Annotated in this window: 25 protein-coding genes; 14 read left to right on the forward strand and 11 right to left on the reverse strand. The window is 42.3% G+C overall.

All coding sequences use genetic code 11. The features are described from left to right. The first annotated feature begins 36 nt into the window (after positions 1-36). The 3 genes from IHE35_RS07800 (at position 37) to IHE35_RS07810 (ending at position 1,324) form a co-directional block, all read left to right on the forward strand. The gene (locus tag IHE35_RS07800) at positions 37-270 is read left to right on the forward strand and encodes a hypothetical protein (RefSeq protein ID WP_242786877.1); all 234 of its coding nucleotides are present in this window, start codon (positions 37-39) and stop codon (positions 268-270) included. 151 nt (positions 271-421) lie between these two features. Next, entirely contained in the window at positions 422-805 is a 384-nt protein-coding gene (locus tag IHE35_RS07805) for a DUF2750 domain-containing protein (RefSeq protein WP_242786878.1), read from the forward strand. 87 nt (positions 806-892) lie between these two features. Next, positions 893-1,324 carry a CBS domain-containing protein gene (locus tag IHE35_RS07810; RefSeq protein WP_242786879.1) on the forward strand — a complete coding sequence of 144 codons (432 nt, stop codon included), beginning with the start codon at positions 893-895 and terminating at the stop codon, positions 1,322-1,324. A 107-nt stretch (positions 1,325-1,431) separates the two neighbouring features. Here IHE35_RS07810 and trpB read toward each other — a convergent pair whose 3' ends face one another. From trpB to IHE35_RS07855, 9 genes are all read right to left on the reverse strand, one after another. Continuing rightward, complete coding sequence (trpB, locus tag IHE35_RS07815) at positions 1,432-2,640, reverse strand: tryptophan synthase subunit beta (RefSeq protein WP_242786880.1); 1,209 nt, start codon at positions 2,638-2,640, stop codon at positions 1,432-1,434. A 108-nt stretch (positions 2,641-2,748) separates the two neighbouring features. Beyond that, positions 2,749-3,933, reverse strand: coding sequence for a VWA domain-containing protein (locus IHE35_RS07820; protein ID WP_242786881.1), 1,185 nt, complete (start codon positions 3,931-3,933; stop codon positions 2,749-2,751). 13 nt (positions 3,934-3,946) lie between these two features. After that, positions 3,947-4,798 carry a MoxR family ATPase gene (locus IHE35_RS07825; protein WP_242786882.1) on the reverse strand — a complete coding sequence of 284 codons (852 nt, stop codon included), beginning with the start codon at positions 4,796-4,798 and terminating at the stop codon, positions 3,947-3,949. A gap of 21 nt (positions 4,799-4,819) precedes the next feature. Next, positions 4,820-5,203, reverse strand: a complete 384-nt coding sequence (locus IHE35_RS07830) for a hypothetical protein (protein WP_242786883.1) — start codon at positions 5,201-5,203, stop codon at positions 4,820-4,822. Between the two features lie 21 nt (positions 5,204-5,224). Further along, complete coding sequence (locus tag IHE35_RS07835) at positions 5,225-5,530, reverse strand: YcgL domain-containing protein (RefSeq protein ID WP_242786884.1); 306 nt, start codon at positions 5,528-5,530, stop codon at positions 5,225-5,227. Between the two features lie 151 nt (positions 5,531-5,681). After that, positions 5,682-6,824, reverse strand: coding sequence for an HRDC domain-containing protein (locus IHE35_RS07840; protein ID WP_242786885.1), 1,143 nt, complete (start codon positions 6,822-6,824; stop codon positions 5,682-5,684). Positions 6,825-7,010: 186 nt separating this feature from the next. Further along, on the reverse strand, positions 7,011-7,607 hold the full coding sequence (gene recR / locus IHE35_RS07845) for a recombination mediator RecR (RefSeq protein ID WP_242786886.1): 597 nt from the start codon (positions 7,605-7,607) through the stop codon (positions 7,011-7,013). A 13-nt stretch (positions 7,608-7,620) separates the two neighbouring features. Further along, positions 7,621-7,950 carry a YbaB/EbfC family nucleoid-associated protein gene (locus IHE35_RS07850; protein ID WP_242786887.1) on the reverse strand — a complete coding sequence of 110 codons (330 nt, stop codon included), beginning with the start codon at positions 7,948-7,950 and terminating at the stop codon, positions 7,621-7,623. 28 nt (positions 7,951-7,978) lie between these two features. Next, positions 7,979-9,166: an O-succinylhomoserine sulfhydrylase gene (locus IHE35_RS07855; RefSeq protein WP_242786888.1), complete on the reverse strand. Its 1,188-nt coding sequence runs from the start codon at positions 9,164-9,166 to the stop codon at positions 7,979-7,981. Positions 9,167-9,308: 142 nt separating this feature from the next. Here IHE35_RS07855 and IHE35_RS07860 point away from each other — a divergent pair, with 142 nt between their 5' ends. The 11 genes from IHE35_RS07860 to yddG all read left to right on the forward strand — a co-directional run bounded on the left by IHE35_RS07860 (position 9,309) and on the right by yddG (position 18,403). Next, positions 9,309-10,406, forward strand: coding sequence for an alpha/beta fold hydrolase (locus tag IHE35_RS07860; RefSeq protein WP_242786889.1), 1,098 nt, complete (start codon positions 9,309-9,311; stop codon positions 10,404-10,406). 52 nt (positions 10,407-10,458) lie between these two features. Continuing rightward, positions 10,459-11,334 carry an NAD(P)-dependent oxidoreductase gene (locus IHE35_RS07865; RefSeq protein ID WP_346015092.1) on the forward strand — a complete coding sequence of 292 codons (876 nt, stop codon included), beginning with the start codon at positions 10,459-10,461 and terminating at the stop codon, positions 11,332-11,334. Positions 11,335-11,416: 82 nt separating this feature from the next. Then, on the forward strand, positions 11,417-11,686 hold the full coding sequence (locus IHE35_RS07870; protein WP_242786891.1) for a YARHG domain-containing protein: 270 nt from the start codon (positions 11,417-11,419) through the stop codon (positions 11,684-11,686). Between the two features lie 31 nt (positions 11,687-11,717). After that, positions 11,718-12,131, forward strand: coding sequence for an HIT family protein (locus IHE35_RS07875; RefSeq protein WP_242786892.1), 414 nt, complete (start codon positions 11,718-11,720; stop codon positions 12,129-12,131). Between the two features lie 342 nt (positions 12,132-12,473). After that, the gene (locus tag IHE35_RS07880; protein WP_242786893.1) at positions 12,474-13,568 is read left to right on the forward strand and encodes a porin; all 1,095 of its coding nucleotides are present in this window, start codon (positions 12,474-12,476) and stop codon (positions 13,566-13,568) included. Positions 13,569-14,021: 453 nt separating this feature from the next. Next, complete coding sequence (gene cydP / locus IHE35_RS07885) at positions 14,022-14,213, forward strand: cytochrome oxidase putative small subunit CydP (protein WP_004893080.1); 192 nt, start codon at positions 14,022-14,024, stop codon at positions 14,211-14,213. Continuing rightward, entirely contained in the window at positions 14,213-15,799 is a 1,587-nt protein-coding gene (locus tag IHE35_RS07890) for a cytochrome ubiquinol oxidase subunit I (RefSeq protein ID WP_242786894.1), read from the forward strand. The genes cydP and IHE35_RS07890 overlap by 1 nt, the downstream gene beginning before the upstream one ends. Further along, positions 15,796-16,941 carry a cytochrome d ubiquinol oxidase subunit II gene (cydB, locus tag IHE35_RS07895; protein ID WP_242786895.1) on the forward strand — a complete coding sequence of 382 codons (1,146 nt, stop codon included), beginning with the start codon at positions 15,796-15,798 and terminating at the stop codon, positions 16,939-16,941. Before IHE35_RS07890 ends, cydB begins: the two co-directional genes overlap by 4 nt. A 25-nt stretch (positions 16,942-16,966) precedes the next feature. After that, the gene (gene cydX / locus IHE35_RS07900; protein ID WP_002120988.1) at positions 16,967-17,068 is read left to right on the forward strand and encodes a cytochrome bd-I oxidase subunit CydX; all 102 of its coding nucleotides are present in this window, start codon (positions 16,967-16,969) and stop codon (positions 17,066-17,068) included. Between the two features lie 3 nt (positions 17,069-17,071). Continuing rightward, positions 17,072-17,374 (forward strand): cyd operon YbgE family protein, encoded by a 303-nt coding sequence (locus IHE35_RS07905; RefSeq protein WP_242786896.1) that lies wholly within the window; start codon positions 17,072-17,074, stop codon positions 17,372-17,374. Positions 17,375-17,518: 144 nt separating this feature from the next. Continuing rightward, positions 17,519-18,403 carry an aromatic amino acid DMT transporter YddG gene (gene yddG / locus IHE35_RS07910; RefSeq protein WP_242786897.1) on the forward strand — a complete coding sequence of 295 codons (885 nt, stop codon included), beginning with the start codon at positions 17,519-17,521 and terminating at the stop codon, positions 18,401-18,403. Positions 18,404-18,508: 105 nt separating this feature from the next. On the opposite strand, the gene IHE35_RS07915 is transcribed toward yddG, so the two are convergent. Both IHE35_RS07915 and rodA read right to left on the reverse strand, forming a co-directional pair. After that, the gene (locus IHE35_RS07915) at positions 18,509-18,862 is read right to left on the reverse strand and encodes a hypothetical protein (RefSeq protein WP_242786898.1); all 354 of its coding nucleotides are present in this window, start codon (positions 18,860-18,862) and stop codon (positions 18,509-18,511) included. Positions 18,863-18,976: 114 nt separating this feature from the next. Then, positions 18,977-20,113 (reverse strand): rod shape-determining protein RodA, encoded by a 1,137-nt coding sequence (gene rodA, locus IHE35_RS07920; RefSeq protein WP_242786899.1) that lies wholly within the window; start codon positions 20,111-20,113, stop codon positions 18,977-18,979. Positions 20,114-20,142: the final 29 nt, after the last annotated feature.

A 20,142-nucleotide genomic window follows, 5' to 3' on the forward strand; every position in this document is an offset into this window, starting at 1 on the left:
TATCCGTAATCATAATTAAAATTAAGGAGTTTTTATATGATTCAACAATTCTCTCCACATGAACTTGAACATCTGTATGCTGACGCTGTGAATACAATCCAGTCACAAATGAATTTTTCAGATGCTGTCAAACAGCTTGAAGATGCTGCACGTGCAGGTCATGGTAAAGCGGCACTTTTTTTAGCTGAACTTTATTATCAAGGTTTCCGCGTCGAGCGTGATTCAATGAAAGCCCAATACTGGCAAAACATGGCCACCATGCAAGCCTAAATAAACGTCACCCCGGTGGCGTTTTTTTTATATTCACAATATTACTTATACATGATGAAGCATTAACTTAACGATTTCTTGCAAAGCTGAAACAGTAATTTCATATAGTTTTTTTACAATGACAGCGTTGTTCCACAATAGCTTGATCATAATGAAAATGCCAAATATTAAAGATATCCAACCATTGCCTAAAGACCTTGCGGTCAAAATCACCATCCTGAAATCGATGATGTACTGCGGGGTACTTTGGGGACTGTTCCATGAAGGCTGGGGCATGATGCGCGATCAGGATGAAACCCTGTTCCCGTTCTGGCTGAATTCATCTCATGCAGCAAACTATGCCAAAAAAAACTGGCCAAATTATACGCCGCGCAAAATTACGCCTAAGGATTTTGAGCAGGCACTGTTACCCACCTTGCATCGCCTGAATGTCACTCCTGTTCTGGTACGTGGCAGTGGCAAACAAATTAAGCTGACAATTGGACAGGTGCGTCATTTCTTTTTTTCAGGACAAGGGCTGCACTTCGCTGCATAACATGTTATTTATAGATTCAGCACAGCAATTACCTGAAGATAAACAGCTTAAACTTCAGGATAAATAATAACAGCTAAGGAATTAATCATGACGAATGTAGCGCAAGTACTCAAAGACAAGCCATCTCAAGAAATTTATACCATTCACCCAGAAGCTACGGTTCTTGAAGCCATTACTTTAATGGCAGATAAAGACATCGGTGCGATTGTGGTCGTCGAAAAAGATAAAGTGGTCGGGATTCTTTCCGAACGTGATTACACCCGAAAGATTGTACTGATGGAACGTACTTCCTTTGATACGACTGTCAGCCAAATCATGACTTCTAATGTAATCACGGTAGATTGTCACACTTCTGTACCGGACTGTCTCAGCTTAATGACCAATAAACATTTGCGTCATTTACCAGTAGTAGAAGCAGGAAAACTGGTGGGATTGGCTTCAATTGGTGACTTGGTTAAAGCGGCCATGAATGATCAGCAAGTTTTGATTGATCAACTACAACAATATATTTCGGGTTAAATATGAATTCAAAAAGCCATTTTGTAATGACATTAGATTGACAAAGAAATGATAGAAATAAAAAACCGCTCAATTTGAGCGGTTTTTTATTTACAGCTATAGCTAGATTAGTTGAGACCTAACTTTTCAGCCACATAGTCAGAGTCTTTATCACCACGACCCGACAGGTTCACGACAATTTTCACATCTTTAGGCAATTTACCTGCTTCACGAATCGCCCAAGCCACTGCATGTGAACTTTCCAAGGCAGGCACAATACCTTCTACACGCGATAGAGTCATAAAGGCATCCAGACATTCCTGATCTGTTGCTGTCGTATATTCCACACGACCCAAATCTTTAAGCAAACTGTGCTGTGGACCAACACCTGGATAATCCAGACCTGAAGCAATTGAGTGTACTGGCAAAGGCTCACCCTGCTCGTCTTCCAAGACATAGCATGCCATACCATGAATCTGGCTTGGCTTACCTAAAGTCAGCGTTGCAGAATGCTTGTCGGTATCCAGACCATGACCTGCTGGCTCTACACCTACCAGTTTAACATCTGCATCATTCAGAAAAGCAGTAAATGCACCCACTGCATTGGAACCACCACCAACACATGCCACTACATAGTCCGGGTTAGCACCAAAACGGTCATTAGTTTGTACTTTGATTTCATCACCAATGATCGACTGGAAATCACGTACCATCATTGGAAATGGATGTGGACCCACCACCGAGCCAATCGCATAGATATAGTTTTTCGGATCTTTTAAGTATTCTTCAAAGGCACTATCCACAGCATCTTTCAGGGTTGCTGTACCACGAGTCACAGAAATCAGTTTGGCACCGAGAATTTTCATTTTCACCACATTCGGGTGTTCTTTCTCGATATCTACTTGCCCCATATGAATTTCACATGGAATACCGACCAATGCACAGGCTGTTGCCAATGCCACACCATGCTGGCCTGCACCTGTTTCAGCAATCACTTTGGTTTTACCCATATATTTTGCTAACAGCGCTTCACCCAGACAGTGATTGATTTTGTGCGCACCGGTGTGGTTTAGATCTTCACGTTTCAGGTAGATTTGCGCACCACCGAGCTGATCCGACAAACGTTTAGCATGAAATAATGGACTTGGACGACCAACATAGTTTGCAAACAGATCCTTTAATTCATTCTGAAACTCAGCAGTTTGACGAATTTCCTGATAGGCAACGTTAATATCATCCATTGCCTGTTTTAGATCTGGCGGAATAAACTGACCGCCATAGCTCCCAAAAAAACCCTCTTCATTTGGCAATGCAATGCCATTAATTTGATGATCCATAGCGATCCTTAACAATCCGGATTGAATTTATAAAACCTACTTTATATTAAAATGTTTTGTTTTAAAGGACTAATAACTATAAATAAAGTCATCAATAGATAAATGGAATCAGCGCGCCAGATATTTGGTCATATCTTCAATGCCTTTTAGGGTCATTGGATACATATGCTTTTCAAAGATCTGCTGAATCATTCCGATGGTCTGGGTATAGTGCCAGTAACGTTCTTCTTCCGGATTTAACCAGGCAGTTTTTTCAAAATGCTGACGCAGACGCTGTAACCAGACCTGTCCTGCTTCATCATTCATATATTCCACCGAGCCGCCAACTGAATGCAGCTCATATGGTGCCATACTGGCATCACCAACCACAATGACCCGATAATCGCGGCCGTAAGTATTCAGCAGATCCCAGGTATTCATGCGCGTGCTGGAACGACGAAAGTTATCTTTCCAGACATAGTCATACAAACAGTTATGGAAATAGAAATATTCCAAAGTCTTAAATTCAGTCTTGGCAGCACTAAACAGTTTTTCACACTGGGCAATGTGTGCATCCATGGAACCGCCGACATCAAATAGCATCAGTACTTTGATTCGATTACGGCGTTCCGGCACCAGTTGTACATCCAGAATGCCCTGCTTGGCTGTTTCACGAATGGTACCGTCAATATCTAGTTCTTCGGCAGCACCCTGACGGGCAAACTTACGCAAGCGACGCAAAGCCAGTTGCATCTGACGGCTACCCAGAATCTGGTCATCATCCAGGTTACGATATTGACGCTGCTCCCAGACTTTTACTGCGGAACGCTTACGTCCCGGCCCACCAATACGCACACCCTCAGGATGATCACCATAAGCACCAAAAGGTGAAGTTCCTCCGGTACCAATCATCTTGTTACCGCCCTGATGTTTTTTATGCTGTTCGCGCAGACGCTCTTCCAGCATTTTCATCAGTTCTTCCAGTGATCCGGCTTTTTTTAGCTCTTCACGCTGTTCCGGTGTCAGGTGCTTTTCCAGCAGCTCCAGATCAAACCAGTCTTTAGGTAATTTATGCACCTTTAGCAATTCATCCAGATCAAAGGTCGCGATACCATCAAAATAGTCTTTCATGGCACGATCGAACTTGTCGAAGTAGCGCTCATCCTTGACCATGACGGTTTTAGCCAGCTGATAGAATTCATCCTGATCAGCAAAAACGATACCTTCAGCAACCGCCTGATTCAGGTCAATCAGCTCACGGGTAGACACCGGCACACCGTATTTGCGCAAGGTATAAAACAGTCGCACGAACATGCGTGTTTCTCCCTTAACGGCGTGACATGAATGCTAGGCGTTCAAGCAGCTGTACATCCTGCTCGTTTTTGATCAGCGCACCATAAAGCGGTGGAATAGCTTTAGATTTATCAGCATTACGCAACACATCTTCTGGCATATCATCTGCCATTAACAGACTTAACCAGTCGATTAATTCAGAAGTTGAAGGCGGTTTTTTCAGGCCTGGAATCTGACGTAATTTAAAGAATACTTGCAATGCCTCATTGACCAATGTGGCCGAGATCTTCTCGAAATGCACATCAATAATTTCGCGCATAGTCGCTTCATCAGGGAATTCGATGTAATGGAAGAAACAGCGGCGCAGGAAAGCATCCGGAAGTTCCTTTTCATTATTTGAAGTAATGATGACGATTGGACGCTGTTTTGCAGTAATGGTTTCGCCTGTTTCATACACAAAGAACGACATTTTATCGAGTTCATGCAACAGGTCATTTGGAAATTCAATGTCTGCCTTGTCAATTTCATCAATCAACAATACACAGCGTTCTTCACTGCTAAATGCTTCCCACAGTTTTCCTGGCTTGATGTAGTTTTTGATGTCATAGACACGGTCATCACCTAACTGACTATCACGCAGACGCGATACTGCATCATATTCGTAAAGACCTTGCTGGGCTTTGGTGGTGGACTTGATGTGCCAGGTGATGAGTTTCATTCCCAGGCTTTCAGCCACCTGTTCTGCCAGCAGGGTTTTTCCTGTACCCGGTTCGCCTTTGACCAGCAGCGGCTTTTGTAAGCTGCGTGCGGCTTTGACAGCCAATTTTAAACTATCAGTTGCAATATACTGACTTGTGCCAGAAAACTGTTGATGATCCACAGACATGATTTAACCTTATTTTTCTATTTACAGCGGTGAAGTTTTTTTGTTTACAGCAATCTTTGCTTTATTCGTTACATAGCTTGACCAGCAATAGCCGATCAGTGAAGCAATACCAATCACAAACAGAATCAGTGAGGCATTGATCCAGACCAGACTTTGCTCCTTGGTCAATACACCAAAGATCAGTCCAAAAATTGCCGGCGCTAATGAGGCATTTGGACCTTCGGACACAGTCGGTGTCAGCAGGATGGCAAATCCTAAAATCCATAGAAAGCCACCTACCGGTTTAGGCAAGCGCTTAGTCACGCCATACCAGCATAGCAGTGCAATCACACTGCCAATCAGGTATACCGCGATAGCAATCGATTCTTCAGGAATTGAATCTAATACAGTTACATAACCATTCATTTTACAACTCCTGAATAAACATTAAGCACCACGCAGACCTTCTGGCTCTACAGCATTCGGGTTAATCAAACCTTCAGGCGGCATTTGCAGGAAGAAACCGCGGGTTTCAATCGAATCCATGACGTGCAGAACATTGGCACGTGCCAGCTTGCGGGTTTCGCTCAGTTCAAGATGCATGACAAAAGTCGCACGACCAAATGCTACACGGACAGCTTCGCCCAGTACGTGAAGTGGATCGAAAGTTTCAGCTTCATTTTCTTCAGCTGGACGAGTCACATAAAGGTACATTTCGTCCTTTTTGCTCGATTTGTAGATAGACACTTGCATGATTTTGATTCAGACAACAATTTAGAAAAATCAGTGGTAAGGATACCTCAAAACATCACTTGAGGCATTAGCCATAATTAACGCATCAGTCGTGATTTTGTATAATTGCTTTTTCTTTAATCAATTTTGCAGTGAAGTCTCTACCCAGGATTTAGTCGACAACTTTCATTTGCTTAGAAAGATAGGATTCATCCTGACGTAGTAGTTCAACCAATGGCTTGGTAAGATGCTCATAACGCCAGCCAAGTAAAAATTCCGGCAAATCCTGTTCATCATTATGAAAGACTACGTGTTGATACAACGCACTCATCCATTTTTTACGCATCAGGACTTCTTTCGGGATTGAAGTCTCGTCCACCACATGTTGAATGATGGTATCAATTTTAGTACCAACTTCATTTGAAGAATGACGGATTGGACGTGCCAGACGTAATGGCCATTCAGACTGGTCTGGCAAGAATTTCAGCAGATCCAGAATCATCTTGCCATGATCACGAATGATGTTGGCACGCAGATCTTTCACATTGCTGAGCTGGAACATATTCTTAGGATTGTTTTCCACCAGATGAATCATGCTCGAGTTTTTCATGATAAAACTGCGCGGAATATTCAGCGCTTTGGCAATATGGTCACGCCATACTGCAAGCTGTTGCAGCTGCATCAGCTGACGGCGTGAATGACGATAGTTACCAACATCCTGATATAACAAGGCAGTTGGCGTTTCCTCGCCAATTTCCCGGGTCATAAAGCGGCAATCTTCCAGTGCAAAGTCCAGCAGGTGCTTTTGTTTCAACTCTTGCTTGATCTGATCACCCAATTGCACCAGATAATGTACATCATTGGCTGCATACAGCAATTGCTCCTGACTTAAAGGACGCGCCAGCCAGTTTGAACGGGTCTGATCTTTTTCAATCTCTACATCCAGCATCTGCTTCAAGGCATTCTGATAACTCACCTGTAGCCCATGACCCAAAAATGCCATACCGACCTGAGTATCAAAGACATTACTTAGAGATTTTTGCTGGGTATAGTGATAGATCAGATCAATATCTTCACCGCAGGCATGAAAGATATTCTGCTGTGCGCCAAAAATACGCTGGAAGAACCCAGTCAGATCAAGGGTGGTGCCATCCAGCAAATAGACATTGCCACAGACATTAATCTGGAACACGCCAAGTTTCGGCCATAAAGTATCGACCTTAATGAACTCTGTATCTAAAGCATAAACCGAGCTTTGATCCATTTGTGCAAGTACTTGATCGAGTCCAGCTTGATCTTGAATAAATTGAAACATAAATGACTGAATCAGCGTAATGTAGATGTCCGATGTAGTTATATTAACTGATATTTCTATTATTTATGATAAAAAAATAAACATTCAGCCATAAAATTTAACAATAACAACATCGAAAAAATAAATGAATATTCTCGTATTTTTTAAATTGTTTTTTATTCAGTAAACGCCCGCGGAGAAACAGGTTTATTTCATCCGCATGCGGTTATGTACAGCCTGACTCAAAGTATGGCTATCCACATATTCTAATTCACCACCCTGCGGTACACCTTGAGCAATCCGGGTGATCTGAATTGGCAAATGCTTGCTGGCTTCCATCAGATAATGCGCAGTCGCCTGTCCTTCTACGGTTGCATTCGTTGCCAGAATCACTTCGCGGATCTGTCCTTTGTTTAAACGCTCCAGCAGATAGGGAATACCAATTTCTTCCGGTCCAATCCCATCCAGAGGAGACAAATGTCCACCCAACACATGGTATTTACCACGAAAACTGCCACTCTGCTCAATTGCCATCACATCTGCGGGGGATTCCACCACACAAAGCAGCTCATCATCACGTTCAGTTGAGGTGCAGATATTACAGACTTCATCTTCAGTCAGTGAATGACAGATCGAACATTCATGAATATGGTTGGTTGCTTCAGTCAATGCATGCGCCAGACCAATCGCACCTTCACGGTTTTTCATGATCAGGTGCAATGCCATACGCTGGGCCGATTTCGGCCCAACGCTTGGCAAGATGCGTAATGCTTGAACCAGTTGATCAAAACGATCACTAAACATTGCGCAAATTTCCTTAGAACAAACCAGCCAGACCTGGAGGTAAGCCCATACCCTGATTTGCAGACTTCATACGTTCTTCAGAGATTGCTTCAGCCTGACGTGCCGCATCATTCATCGCAGCCGCGATCAGATCTTCAATCATATCCGGATCATCCTGCAGAAGTTCTGGATCGATCTGAATGCGTTTAACCACATTACGTGCAGTCATGGTCACTTTCACCAGACCACCACCCGCTTCAGCATGAACTTCTACTTGCGCAAGCTCTTCTTTGGCTTTTTTCAGGTTGTTTTCTACTTCCTTTTGCATGCGCTGGGCTTGCTGCATCAACATGTTAATGTTCATAAAAATCTCCGAACATAAATTTATAAAATTAGATTAAGTCTAAACCGCGTTGAATGTCACGGATAATATCATCAATATCTTCTAAACCAACAGAAACACGAATTAAACCTTCAGAAATTCCTGCAGCTTGCTTTGCTTCTGCCGACATTCTACCGTGTGAAGTTGTAGCTGGATGGGTGATGGTTGACTTCGCGTCACCTAAATTACTTGTAATTGATAAGAAACGAGTATTATCAATGACAGTCCATGCCCCTGCACGATCACCTTTCACCACAAATGAAACCACACCGCCAAAGCCCGATTGTTGTTTTTTTGCTAACTCGTGACCCGGATGATTCACCAAACCTGAATAATAAACTTTTTCAACCCTCGGATGCGCATCCAACCATTCTGCAAGCTTTTGTGCACTTGCACAATGAGCTTTCATACGCAAACTTAAGGTTTCCAAGCCTTTGAGGAACACCCATGCATTAAATGGGCTCATTGAGTTACCAAGCGTACGAATCACACTGGTAATTTCATCCATCAGTTTTGCAGAACCTACAACCGCACCACCTAAAGCACGGCCTTGGCCATCGATATATTTAGTTGATGAATACACTACTAAATCTGCACCAAATTTGAGGGGTTGTTGCAATACAGGTGTACAGAAAGTGTTATCTACAGCAAAGAGTGCATTGGCTTCATGTGCAATGTCTGCAATTGCTTGTAAATCCCCAACTTGAGCCAATGGGTTCGACGGCGTTTCAATAAATAATAAACGTGTATTTGGTCGAATCGCTTGTTTCCATGCTTGAACATCTTCAAGGTCAACAAAAGTAACATCGACTCCAAATTTAAGGACATATTTTTCAAACAGAGAAATAATGGAACCAAATACAGCGCGTGAACACACCACATGATCGCCCGATTTTAAATACGCCAAAGTAATAGCATGCACGCCAGCCATACCAGAACTGGTTGCAACCGCTGCTTCAGCACCATCAAGCACAGCTAAACGCTTTTCAAATGCTTGTACGGTAGGGTTGGTATAACGAGAGTAAGTATTTCCTTCAATTTGACCCGAAAACTTTGCTGCTGCATCTGCTGCACTGTCACACACAAATGAAGAAGTCAGGAAAATTGGCTCACTGTGCTCGCCTTCTGCTGTACGTGTATGCCCAGTACGAATCGCCAAAGTGTCTAATTGATATTCGATCTCGTCGTGTTGGCTCATTGTGCTCATCAGCCGAATTTGGCTGCCTTTTGTAAAAAATTGCCAACATTTTGAGCGCCTATGCTATTTCAGGTCAAGGCATAATAAGCAATTATTGCTTAGACTTCGATCACCCCCTCCCGGACACGGACAATTTATCTTTATGATTCAGTTAAAACAAAATCTGCAACGTCAACGAAAAAAACTCAAGCACCTGCGTGCGCGGTTTTTCAACAGCTCCTCACTGGTGCTGTCTCAGAAAACCCCGTTTGAGTACATCAAGCAAACTGAATTATATAAAGTCCGGCATTATCCAGCACCTGAAAGACAGTTTAAGGAACCATTAGTATTTGTCGCGCCGTTAGCGATCAATATGGATATCTATGACCTGTATCCCTACCGTTCTTTGGTAAAGCACTTTCAGCATAGCGGGTTTGAAGTGTACCTGGTGGAATGGAACCGTTTCAGCTTCAAACACAAAGAGCTGAATTTTTTGTCCTTTATCGATCAAGCTATTCCTGATGCCATAGATCGCATCTGCGAACATGCAGACAGTCCTTATATTTCCCTGCATGGCTGGAGCATGGCAGGTGTCTTTGTCACCCTGTATACCGCACTGCATTCGCCAGAGCATGTGAAAAACCTGATGGTGATGGGTAGCCCAATTGATAGCTATGCTTCTGGTCGTGTTGGTAAACTGTTTGAAACTACCAATAAGTTGATTTCACAGAATCCTGCCCTACGCGATACCGTGCATAAGGGATTGATCCCAAAACAATATATTCATACACCAGGTATTTTGAATGCCTTGGGTTTTAAATTGCTGGATCCTGTAGGCTGGTTCAAGAGCCAAAAACAGTTTGTGCTGAATCTGGAAAAACCGGAACATGTCTATGAACATGCCACTATGGGTAATTTCCTGAATAAAATGATCGATTACCCGGGTGGAATCAATCAGGACATGGTACTGCACTTATGGCTCCAGAATCCGCTGAAACACGGTTCCATTCATCTCGATGGTCAAAAGATTGATCTGAAAAATATTTCCTGCTCGCTGATGGTTGGTGCCGGCTTAACGGATCAGATTGTCACCCGAGAAGCTGCGGAACCACTTACCCAACTGACCAGCAGCACAGACATTACTTTTACCCTCATTCCAGGTGGACACCTTGGTCTAATGTCAAATCAAAAGACAGCCAACACTTTTTGGCCTAAACTAACCACCTGGCTTGAGCAGCGTTCTACTCGACTAGAGCAATAATTCGAGAAATGCCCTCAAGCTTATAATTTTTAATGAAAAGATTTTGAGGGTTATCATGATTCAATCAGTTGCATTTCTCGGCTTGGGTGCTATGGGCTATCGCATGGCTGCGCATTTACCCAAGCATTTTGATACGGTCTATGTGTGGAACCGTACTGCTGCCACAGCAGAGCAACATGCAGCTGAACATGGCACACAGGCAGTAAGCCTGGGACAGGCTATCCAGGCAGATGTAATCTTCTCCTGCTTACCAACCAGTGCCGATGTTGAAGCTTTAGTCCAAGGCCTGGAATTAAAATCAGGAAGTATCTGGGTTGACTGCACCAGTGGTGTACCTGATGCCGCTCGTCGCCTGGAAGAAGCTTTAGCAGATCAAGGCGTGATTTTCCTGGATGCACCTGTCAGCGGTCAGACGATCGGTGCTGAAAATGGCACATTAACTGTTATGATTGGTGGTAGCGCAGCAGGTTTTGAACAAGCCCTTCCCGCGATTCAGGCTTTCGGCAAGCTGATCAAGCATGTTGGTGAATCTGGCGCCGGTTTTGCAGTGAAAGCAGTCAATAATATGTTAATGGCTGTAAACCTGTGTGCAGTTGCAGAAGGCTTTACAACGCTGAAAGCGCATGGTGTAAGCCTGAATGAAGCACTGGAATGTATTAATGCATCAAGCGGTAAAAGTAACGTAACTGAGACCGTGATGCCACAGCGTATTTTAAACCGCAGCTTTCCACTTACCTTTGCATTACCGTTACTTGCCAAAGATACAGGCATTGCGGTAGATCTGGTGCGTGATGCCAAGCTATCTGCGCCGTTGCTCTCTCTGACCCAGAACCTGATTCAGGCAGCCAACCTTCAGGCAGAGGAAAATAGCGACTTTTCTGCAGCGGTAAAAATGTATGAATCATGGAGTAAAATTACCATTGAGTAATATAACGCCATTGAATCGTGAGAACAAAACCCAATATTGTGTTTAGGTATAGACACATGGTTCAACACCAGAGGAAACCCGCATGAAAAAATTAACTGCTGCGACAGTGATGAGTTTTGCAGCATTGCTAGGGGCTTCAACTTCAGTTTTAGCTTCTGAACAGGAATGCAAAAAACTGAAAAATGATCATGATGTAATTTATGCTTCTAAGGGCTTCTGTTTTAAAGATCCAGATGCCAAAGCAAAGTATGGTAATGACAATTGCTACACAACCAAGCCAAAATTCTCAGAAAAAGAGCAACAACGTCTTGACGTAATCAAAGATCGTCAGAAAGAATTGAACTGTAAATAATTTAATTCAATGACGCTCAAGGAATGTTCTCATGACTTACGATGATCAAAATATTTTTGCACGAATTCTGCGTGGTGAACTGCCTGCAATCAAGGTGTATGAAGACGACCAAGTTCTTGCATTTATGGACATCATGCCTCAGGCAGACGGTCATACCTTGGTCATTCCTAAATCGCCTGCAGTGACGTTACTTGATCTGGATCCTGAAGTGGCTGCATATACCATTCAGATCGTACAAAAGATTGCCAAAGCCATCGAAAAAGGCTTAGGCGTATCAGGTATTGTCTTGATGCAGCTTTCAGGTGCTGCCGCTGGTCAAACCGTGCCACATGTACATTTTCATCTGGTCCCTACTTCTCTGCATAATCTGGGTAAACATGCCCTGGTCATGGGTGATCAGGAGAAAATCAAGGCCTTGGCTGAGAAAATCAAGGCAGCGTTATAACTATGAATTGAATCGATAAAAAAATGGAGCCTCGGCTCCATTTTTTTATGTTTGGTATATTTCACGCTTAATTAAGCTCATCACATTAAATAAAAGTCGCAGTCTATTTTTAAGTTTTTAGCAACTAGCGAGCTGCTTTGTATTTGAATAAATCCTGCCCACCTCATCATAATCACATAAAAAATAAAGTAATGATTGTATTTAATATTTTTGAAATATTTCCTTAATCATATTGACTTATTTGTAAGGAATACTTGGCACCAATGGAGCAATAGATGTTTCAAAACAATACTGAAACTTGTTTTTAAGACGATGAACAAAAAGTCTTTATTGGAGCAACACATGAAAAAAACTTTAATCGCTTTAGCAATCGGGGCAACAATTTTAACACCAGTCATGGCAGCTGCTGCTGACGTAAAAGTTTACGGTCGTGCACACGTATCGTTAGACTATTTAAGTGATGGAAAAGACTATAGCGAAATCGGTCTCTCTTCAAATTCTTCACGCCTAGGCTTTAAAGCAGAACAAAAATTAGAAAATGGTATGACTGTTTTTGGCCAAGTTGAACAAGAAATTAACTTCTCTAGTGGTGAAAAAGACGAGAAAGGTGTTAATTTTGCAACTCGCGATACCTTTGTCGGTTTAAAAGGTGATTTTGGTCAAGCGCGTGTAGGTCGTTTTGACAGTCCATTTAAAGTTGCACGTGGTCCAGTCAACTTCTTTGGCGATATGGTTGGTGATGTACGTAACGTAACACGTATTGGTGACTTGAAATTTGACGAGCGTAATGAGAATACCATTGAATATAAATCACCAAAATTCGGTGGTGGATTCAACGTATTAGCAGCTCTTTCAATGCACAAGAATAAGAATATTGTGAAAGACGGTAATGATGAAGGCGTAGATGATAATAAAGCTTATGATCTTGCATTGACCTATAAAGAAGGTCCAATCGATTTTGCTGCAGCATATGAAAAATATGAAGATAATGCTGCAAATACATCGACAGATGTTTCAGAAACAGGAATTCAAGCTGAACGTGATGCTTTCCGTATTGCAGCAGCATATAAAATCACTCCTGATTTTAACTTAGGGGCTATGTATCAAATCGCTCAATATGACAATGATGCTTTAAGCAATTTTGATGCTCAAGTCTATGGTATTGCTGGTGAATACAAACTAACGCCAAAAACGGCGCTACGTGGTGAGTATTTCTACCGTGATGTAGATGCTGATGATGCAAATTCAAGTTTGGTCGCGATTGGTGTTGAGCACCGTTTAGACTCTACAGTACGTGTCTATGCAAACCTAGCTACTATGCTAAATGATAAAAATGCTAACCTTGTGCCTTGGAAAGAAGGTCGCTCAAATACTGTAAGTGGCGAAACTGACGAAAATGCAACAGCTCTTTCTCTAGGCTTCCGCTACGACTTCTAAGCTCCACTCTCCTCCAAAAGCTTAAAAAGAACATGCTTCATGCATGTTCTTTTTTTGCCTGCTTTTTCTCAACAATAAGAATTCACCTCACCTTTAGATGTTACGAAAGACCCTTCTTGTTTTAATCCCTAAAATTTTAATCCATTCTCATTTTCAATAAAAATATAATAAACCAAGTAAAACAATCAGCATTAAAAATAAAATTTAAGCATTAATCCAACTGTTTTTATTGTGTATTATTTTTAAATATAAGCAAAATAGTCGGATTTAAAAAACACAACAGTTACACAAATAATCACAGATAATTTGAATATTTTTTAAAAAACTTTATTTTTATTTTTTTATTTTTCAATGACTTATAAATATATATTTATTTAAACTGTCTAGTCTATTTATTTTTTTATACATTAGATTGATAATAAATTAACACATTAAAAAGACAGGCTTATTCTAATGAGCTTAGTTCCTGAAAATCTAAATCAAAAAGTGGTTAGAGAGATTACCCTGATTTTAATTATCAAGGTCATTCTATTACTAACAATCAAACATATCTGGTTTGATGCGCCCACGATTCCTAAAAATTTTGACTCTCAAGTTGCCGAGCGTATTGCCGGCAGTCCTTCCCAAATCAAGGAGACACGTTGATGATTGCTGAAAGCGTGGTCGATCTTTCGCGGTTCCAGTTCGCTATGACTGCGATGTATCATTTTATTTTTGTTCCGCTAACCTTAGGTCTAGCCTTTATCCTGGCCATTATGGAAACCACGTATGTGATTTCCGGCAAAGAGATCTATAAGGACATGACCAAGTTCTGGGGGAAACTTTTCGGGATTAACTTTGCACTGGGGGTAACAACTGGCCTGACTATGGAGTTCCAGTTTGGTACTAACTGGGCCTACTACTCGCACTATGTGGGTGACATCTTTGGTGCACCGCTAGCGATTGAAGGCTTAATGGCATTCTTCCTGGAATCTACTTTTATTGGTCTGTTCTTCTTTGGATGGGATCGCCTGTCTAAGGTTCAGCATCTGTGTGTAACCTGGTTAGTAGCGCTTGGCTCTAACATGTCTGCATTGTGGATTCTGGTTGCCAATGGCTGGATGCAAAATCCGGTAGGTTCCGCATTTAACTATGAAACCATGCGTATGGAATTGGTGGACTTCGGTGCATTGATTTTCAACCCTGTCGCACAGGTTAAATTTGTACATACCGTTTCTGCAGGCTATGTCACAGGTGCCATTTTCGTACTCGCGATTTCAAGTTACTACCTGTTAAAGAAACAAGACTTACCATTTGCACGTCGTTCATTTGCGATCGCGGCAATCTTTGGTCTTGCTTCTACGCTTTCAGTCATCTTACTTGGTGATGAATCAGGCTATGAGCTTGGTGATGTTCAAAAAACTAAACTAGCTGCAATTGAAGCTGAATGGGATACACACCCTGCACCTGCTGCATTTACACTGTTTGGTATTCCAAATGAAGAAACTCAGACTACCGACTATGCCATTAAAATTCCTTATGTGATGGGGATTATTGCGACACGTTCTGTGACTGAAGAAGTGACAGGGATTAAAGACCTCATTGCTCAACATGAACAACGTATTCGTAATGGTATGGTGGCATATGAGCAACTCGAGCTTCTACGTGCAGGTGATCAATCTCCTGAATTGAAAGCAGCATTCGAAGAAACTCAAAAAGACTTAGGCTATGGCTTACTTCTTAAAAAATATACACCGAATGTTGTTGATGCAACTGACGAACACATTAAAGCTGCTGCAGCTGACACCATTCCACACGTTCCAAGTTTGTTCTGGGCATTCCGTGCGATGGTTGCATCTGGTTTCTTAATGCTCATTCTATTTATCCTTGCCACCATTGCAGTGGGTAAACGTAATGCAGAAAACAAACCTTGGTTATTAAAATTCGCACTCTTTGCTCTGCCTTTACCTTGGGTTGCTGCACAAACAGGTTGGTATGTCGCTGAAGTGGGCCGTCAACCTTGGACCATTGGTGAAGTACTGCCAACTCACCTTTCAGCTTCAAGCCTAAGTACGGGTGACGTATGGGGTTCAATCATTGCATTAGCATCGTTCTACACTGTATTGCTCATCATTGAGATGTATCTCATGATTAAATTCTCACGCCTTGGCCCAAGTTCTCTACATACAGGTAAATACCATTTCGAGAAACTTGAAGCTGCTAAAAAAGCAAATGAGGAGGGTCAAGCATGATCGAATATGAATTACTCAAAATTATTTGGTGGGTGTTGGTCGGTGTCCTCCTGATTGGATTTGCCCTCACCGACGGCTTTGACATGGGTTCCATGGCCATCATGCCATTCGTAGGCAAAAATGACGAAGAACGTCGTGCGGCAATCAATACGATTGCCCCACACTGGGACGGTAACCAGGTTTGGTTCATTACCGCAGGTGGCGCACTCTTTGCTGCATGGCCAATGGTATATGCTACTGCGTTCTCAGGCATGTACTGGGCACTCCTCCTCGTGCTGTTTGCCCTGTTCTTACGCCCGGTTGGTTTTGACTACCGTTCAAAACTTGAAAACACCAAATGGCGTACATCTTGGGATTGGGGTTTAGCCGTTGGTGGTGCAGTTCCTGCATTGGTTTTCGGTGTAGCGTTCGGTAACATGTTCCTTGGCGTACCGTTCACTTTAGATGAAACTGTTCGTTCAACTTATACCGGTAGCTTCTTTGCCCTACTTAACCCATTTGCGATTGTGTGTGGTTTAGTGAGCTTATCAATGCTGTGTGCACATGGTGGTGCTTGGCTGATGCTTCGTACTGATGGTGCATTACGTGAACGTTCTGCGAAAGCAACGAAGATCATGGGTATTGTTTACCTTGCGACTTTCTTGGCTGCAGGTGCTTGGTTGTACTTCGGTGGTATCCAAGGCTATACACTGGTGACTCCATATGACACCAATGGCGTTGCAAATCCACTGGCTAAAGAAGTACTGATCAATGGCAACCCTGGCTGGATGAATAACTATACAACTTATCCAATCACCATGATTGCACCAATCATGGGTATCCTTGGCGGTATTATTGTCGTGCTGGCTGCCTCTAAAGCCAAAGCTGGCTTGAGCTTCCTGGGTTCATCCATGGCAGTGATCGGTGCAATCTTGACTGCTGGTTTCGCCCTGTTCCCATTCTTAATGCCATCTAGCATTAACCCTACTGCCAGCTTGACTATGTGGGATGCAGTATCAAGCAAAAATACCTTAACAGTGATGACTGTTGCGGCGTGTATCTTTGTACCGATCATTCTTGCTTACACCACTTGGTGTTATTACAAAATGTGGGGCGTGATCACCAACAAGCATATTCAAGAGAACTCACACAGCCTGTACTAAGGCTGTGTCTTAAGGAGAGACAATTATGTGGTATTTCGCCTGGATTCTCGGAATTTTGATGGCATGTTTTGCAGGTGTACTCAGTGCCCTATACATTGAACATCATCAAGATTTAGATGAGGAATAAATAATGACAGACGTTGCGATGGAAAAACCTACTGTAGACCCAAAACCCAACAAGTTTGCGATGGTGATTTCTTGCCTGTTGGCATTTCCCCTCGCAGCGGTGTTATTACTGCATCCAGCAGCGATGTTGGATGCAAACGGTGAATATAGCCACCGCGCCATGATGTTCATCATGATTGGTATTTCAGGTGGTTTTGTACATGGTGTTGGTTTTATTCCACGGCATTGGTTCTGGAAATGGTTATTTAGCCCATTTTTGGCATGGCCACTCATGCTTTGGGGTTACTACACCTGGTTCATCGCCTGAACATTTAGACAGAATTTAAGCTCTCTTCGGAGAGCTTAATTTTTATAAATACAAAGTCTTTACTCTCATATTTTTAACAAGAAAAATGATATTTTTATTACTTTTCACCTAAACTATCTTCCAAACCTATCCTGAACACGAGCAATGAACTCAAACAAAGCGACATTGATTGGTCTTACGGCAGTTTTCTTATGGAGCCTCATTGTTGCGCTCATCAAAGAAGTCAGTCATTACTTTGGACCGATCGGAGGAGCTGCGTTAATCTATTCATGTGCCTCGATTATTTTATTGCTTTCATTTGGCTGGACACATCTGAAAGAATTTCCCCTTAAATATCTAATTTGGGGAAGCCTGCTTTTTGTGTCTTATGAAATTTGTCTTGCCCTCTCTATTGGCTATTCAAGCAATAACAGACAAGCCATAGAAATCGGAATGGTGAATTATCTGTGGCCGACAGCCACGATTCTGTTTTCAATTATTTTTAACCGGCAAAAAGCCAATTTTCTTATCTTTCCCGGGATATGTTTATCTATTGCAGGAATCTGCCTGGTGCTGGGTGGTGAAGCTGGATTTAGCTTTAAAACAATGCTATCCAACATACAGGCCAATCCACTAAGTTATGGACTGGCTTTAACCGGTGTTTTTCTATGGGCTGCCTATTGCACCCTCACTGCTCGTGCTGCCAATGGCAAAAATGGCATTACCTTATTCTTTATTTTGGTGTCGATTGTATTATGGATCAAATGGATTTTCTCTGCTGAGCCAATCCCACATTTCGAATTGAATTCCAGCATTTATCTGGTATTCGCTGCTTTTGCAATGGGCATTGGCTATGGCGCATGGAATATCGGAATTCTGCATGGAAATGTGACTTTACTGGCAATAGCTTCCTACTTTATTCCGGTCTTTTCTTCAGTGGTTTCGGCATTGATTTTAAGCACACAATTAACATTCAGTTTCTGGAAAGGTGCATTCATGGTGTGTTTTGGTTCACTGCTTTGCTGGATGGCGACTAAGGCAAAATCATAAATCTGATATATTCAACCAATGTAAAGCCTAACTTTTAATGCAATAAAAACGCTATTTTCAAGGCATCTTTAGAGCATTTATGAAACATACATGTAAAGTTCGCAGCTACTGTTTTAGGCATCCGGTTTCGTAAGTAGTGCCCAAATCAATTAATGACTGATTAAAACTTGTATCTAATGAGCTAATAAATTGCAATTCATCCTTAGCTTCTGCCAGATGCAGATTTTGCTCAGAAAGCCGTTTAACCTCTTTCAAGCCTTTAGCGTAGTCACATGCCTTGGCAATCATGAGTGACGGATGTTCGCGACGATCCAATGATAAATTCAGCGCAGCCTGTTTCAATTCTAGTGCATCATAATGCTGTTTCACTTGAGATTTAAATTCAGTTTGACTCAATGGCTTTGCCCATACAGTTGCCGACAATCCCATTAATCCCAACACCAATAGTAATTTCTTCATCTTGCCCCCAATATGCAAATATAGCTATTTATCTAAGTTATTGAATCTTTATAACATAAAATTTTAGGCAATAAAAAAGCCAGAACTGGTCTGGCTTTTTCCTTTTAATCTTACTTAGCGATGGGTATGAATCGACATCACAATACCCATACCAGCGAGCAAAGAAATCACAGCCGTTCCGCCATAACTCATCAGCGGTAATGGGTCGCCTGTCACTGGAAGGATGCCACTGACCATGCCTGAGTTCAGAAATACGAAGAAGAAGAAGGTTAAACCTGTAGCCCCCGCATACAAACGTCCAAAATTATGGAAACTGTTCATCCCGATCATCAAACAACGAATGATAATAGCCGTAAATAAGCTAAACAGTAAAAATACACCAATAAAGCCAAACTCTTCAGCATAAGTCGACATAATAAAGTCAGTATGATGCTCTGGCAGATAACCCAGATGTGACTGCGTTCCTTGCGAATAACCTTTACCAGTCATCCCTCCAGAACCAATAGCAATTTTAGACTGGATAATATTCCAGCCTGCACCTAATGCATCGGATTCAGGATCAAACAAAGTCAGTACACGTTTCTTTTGATATTCCTGCAACATGAACATCCATAGTAATGGTGCGACCACAGCCAAGGCACCCATCGCCCCAAGAATATAGCGCCACGACATACCACTTAAAAACAGTACAAATATACCGGGAATAATTAAGCCAATATTTAAGTCAGGTTGAAGTGCAACCAAAACAAAAGGAATACCAAGTAAAATTAACGCCCCAATAATATGCCAAAACTTGGGTGGAAATGGCTTACGCGCGAAGTACCAGGCCATCATTAGTGGCATGGCAAATTTCATCACCTCACTCGGCTGCATACTTCCCACGCCAGGCAAGGTAATCCAGCGTGTCGCCCCAAGTCGTCTTTCACCAATTACAAAGACCAGCAACAGCATGAAGATCCCAAAGGCATAAAAATATGGGCTTGCTGCTTGATAGACTTTTGGCGGAACCTGCGCACAGATAAACATCACCACAAAACCAATACCAAAACTGATCGCCTGACGGATCACCATGCCAGAATTTTCAGAGGTCGCACTATACACCACCATCAATCCCAAGGCAGCATTTAGTAACAGGAAGCATAGCAACCATGGGTCCAGATGTAGCTTGGCCCATCTTGAAGAATCGTGCTTTATACTCAATCCATCGCGCGCGGATTGTCGTAAAAAACGATACTGCTGAGAAGGTATCATGGTGACAAAAGGTTCAAAATTAACAATGG

This window comes from Acinetobacter sp. ASP199 (assembly GCF_022700675.1).
GTDB lineage: Bacteria > Pseudomonadota > Gammaproteobacteria > Pseudomonadales > Moraxellaceae > Acinetobacter.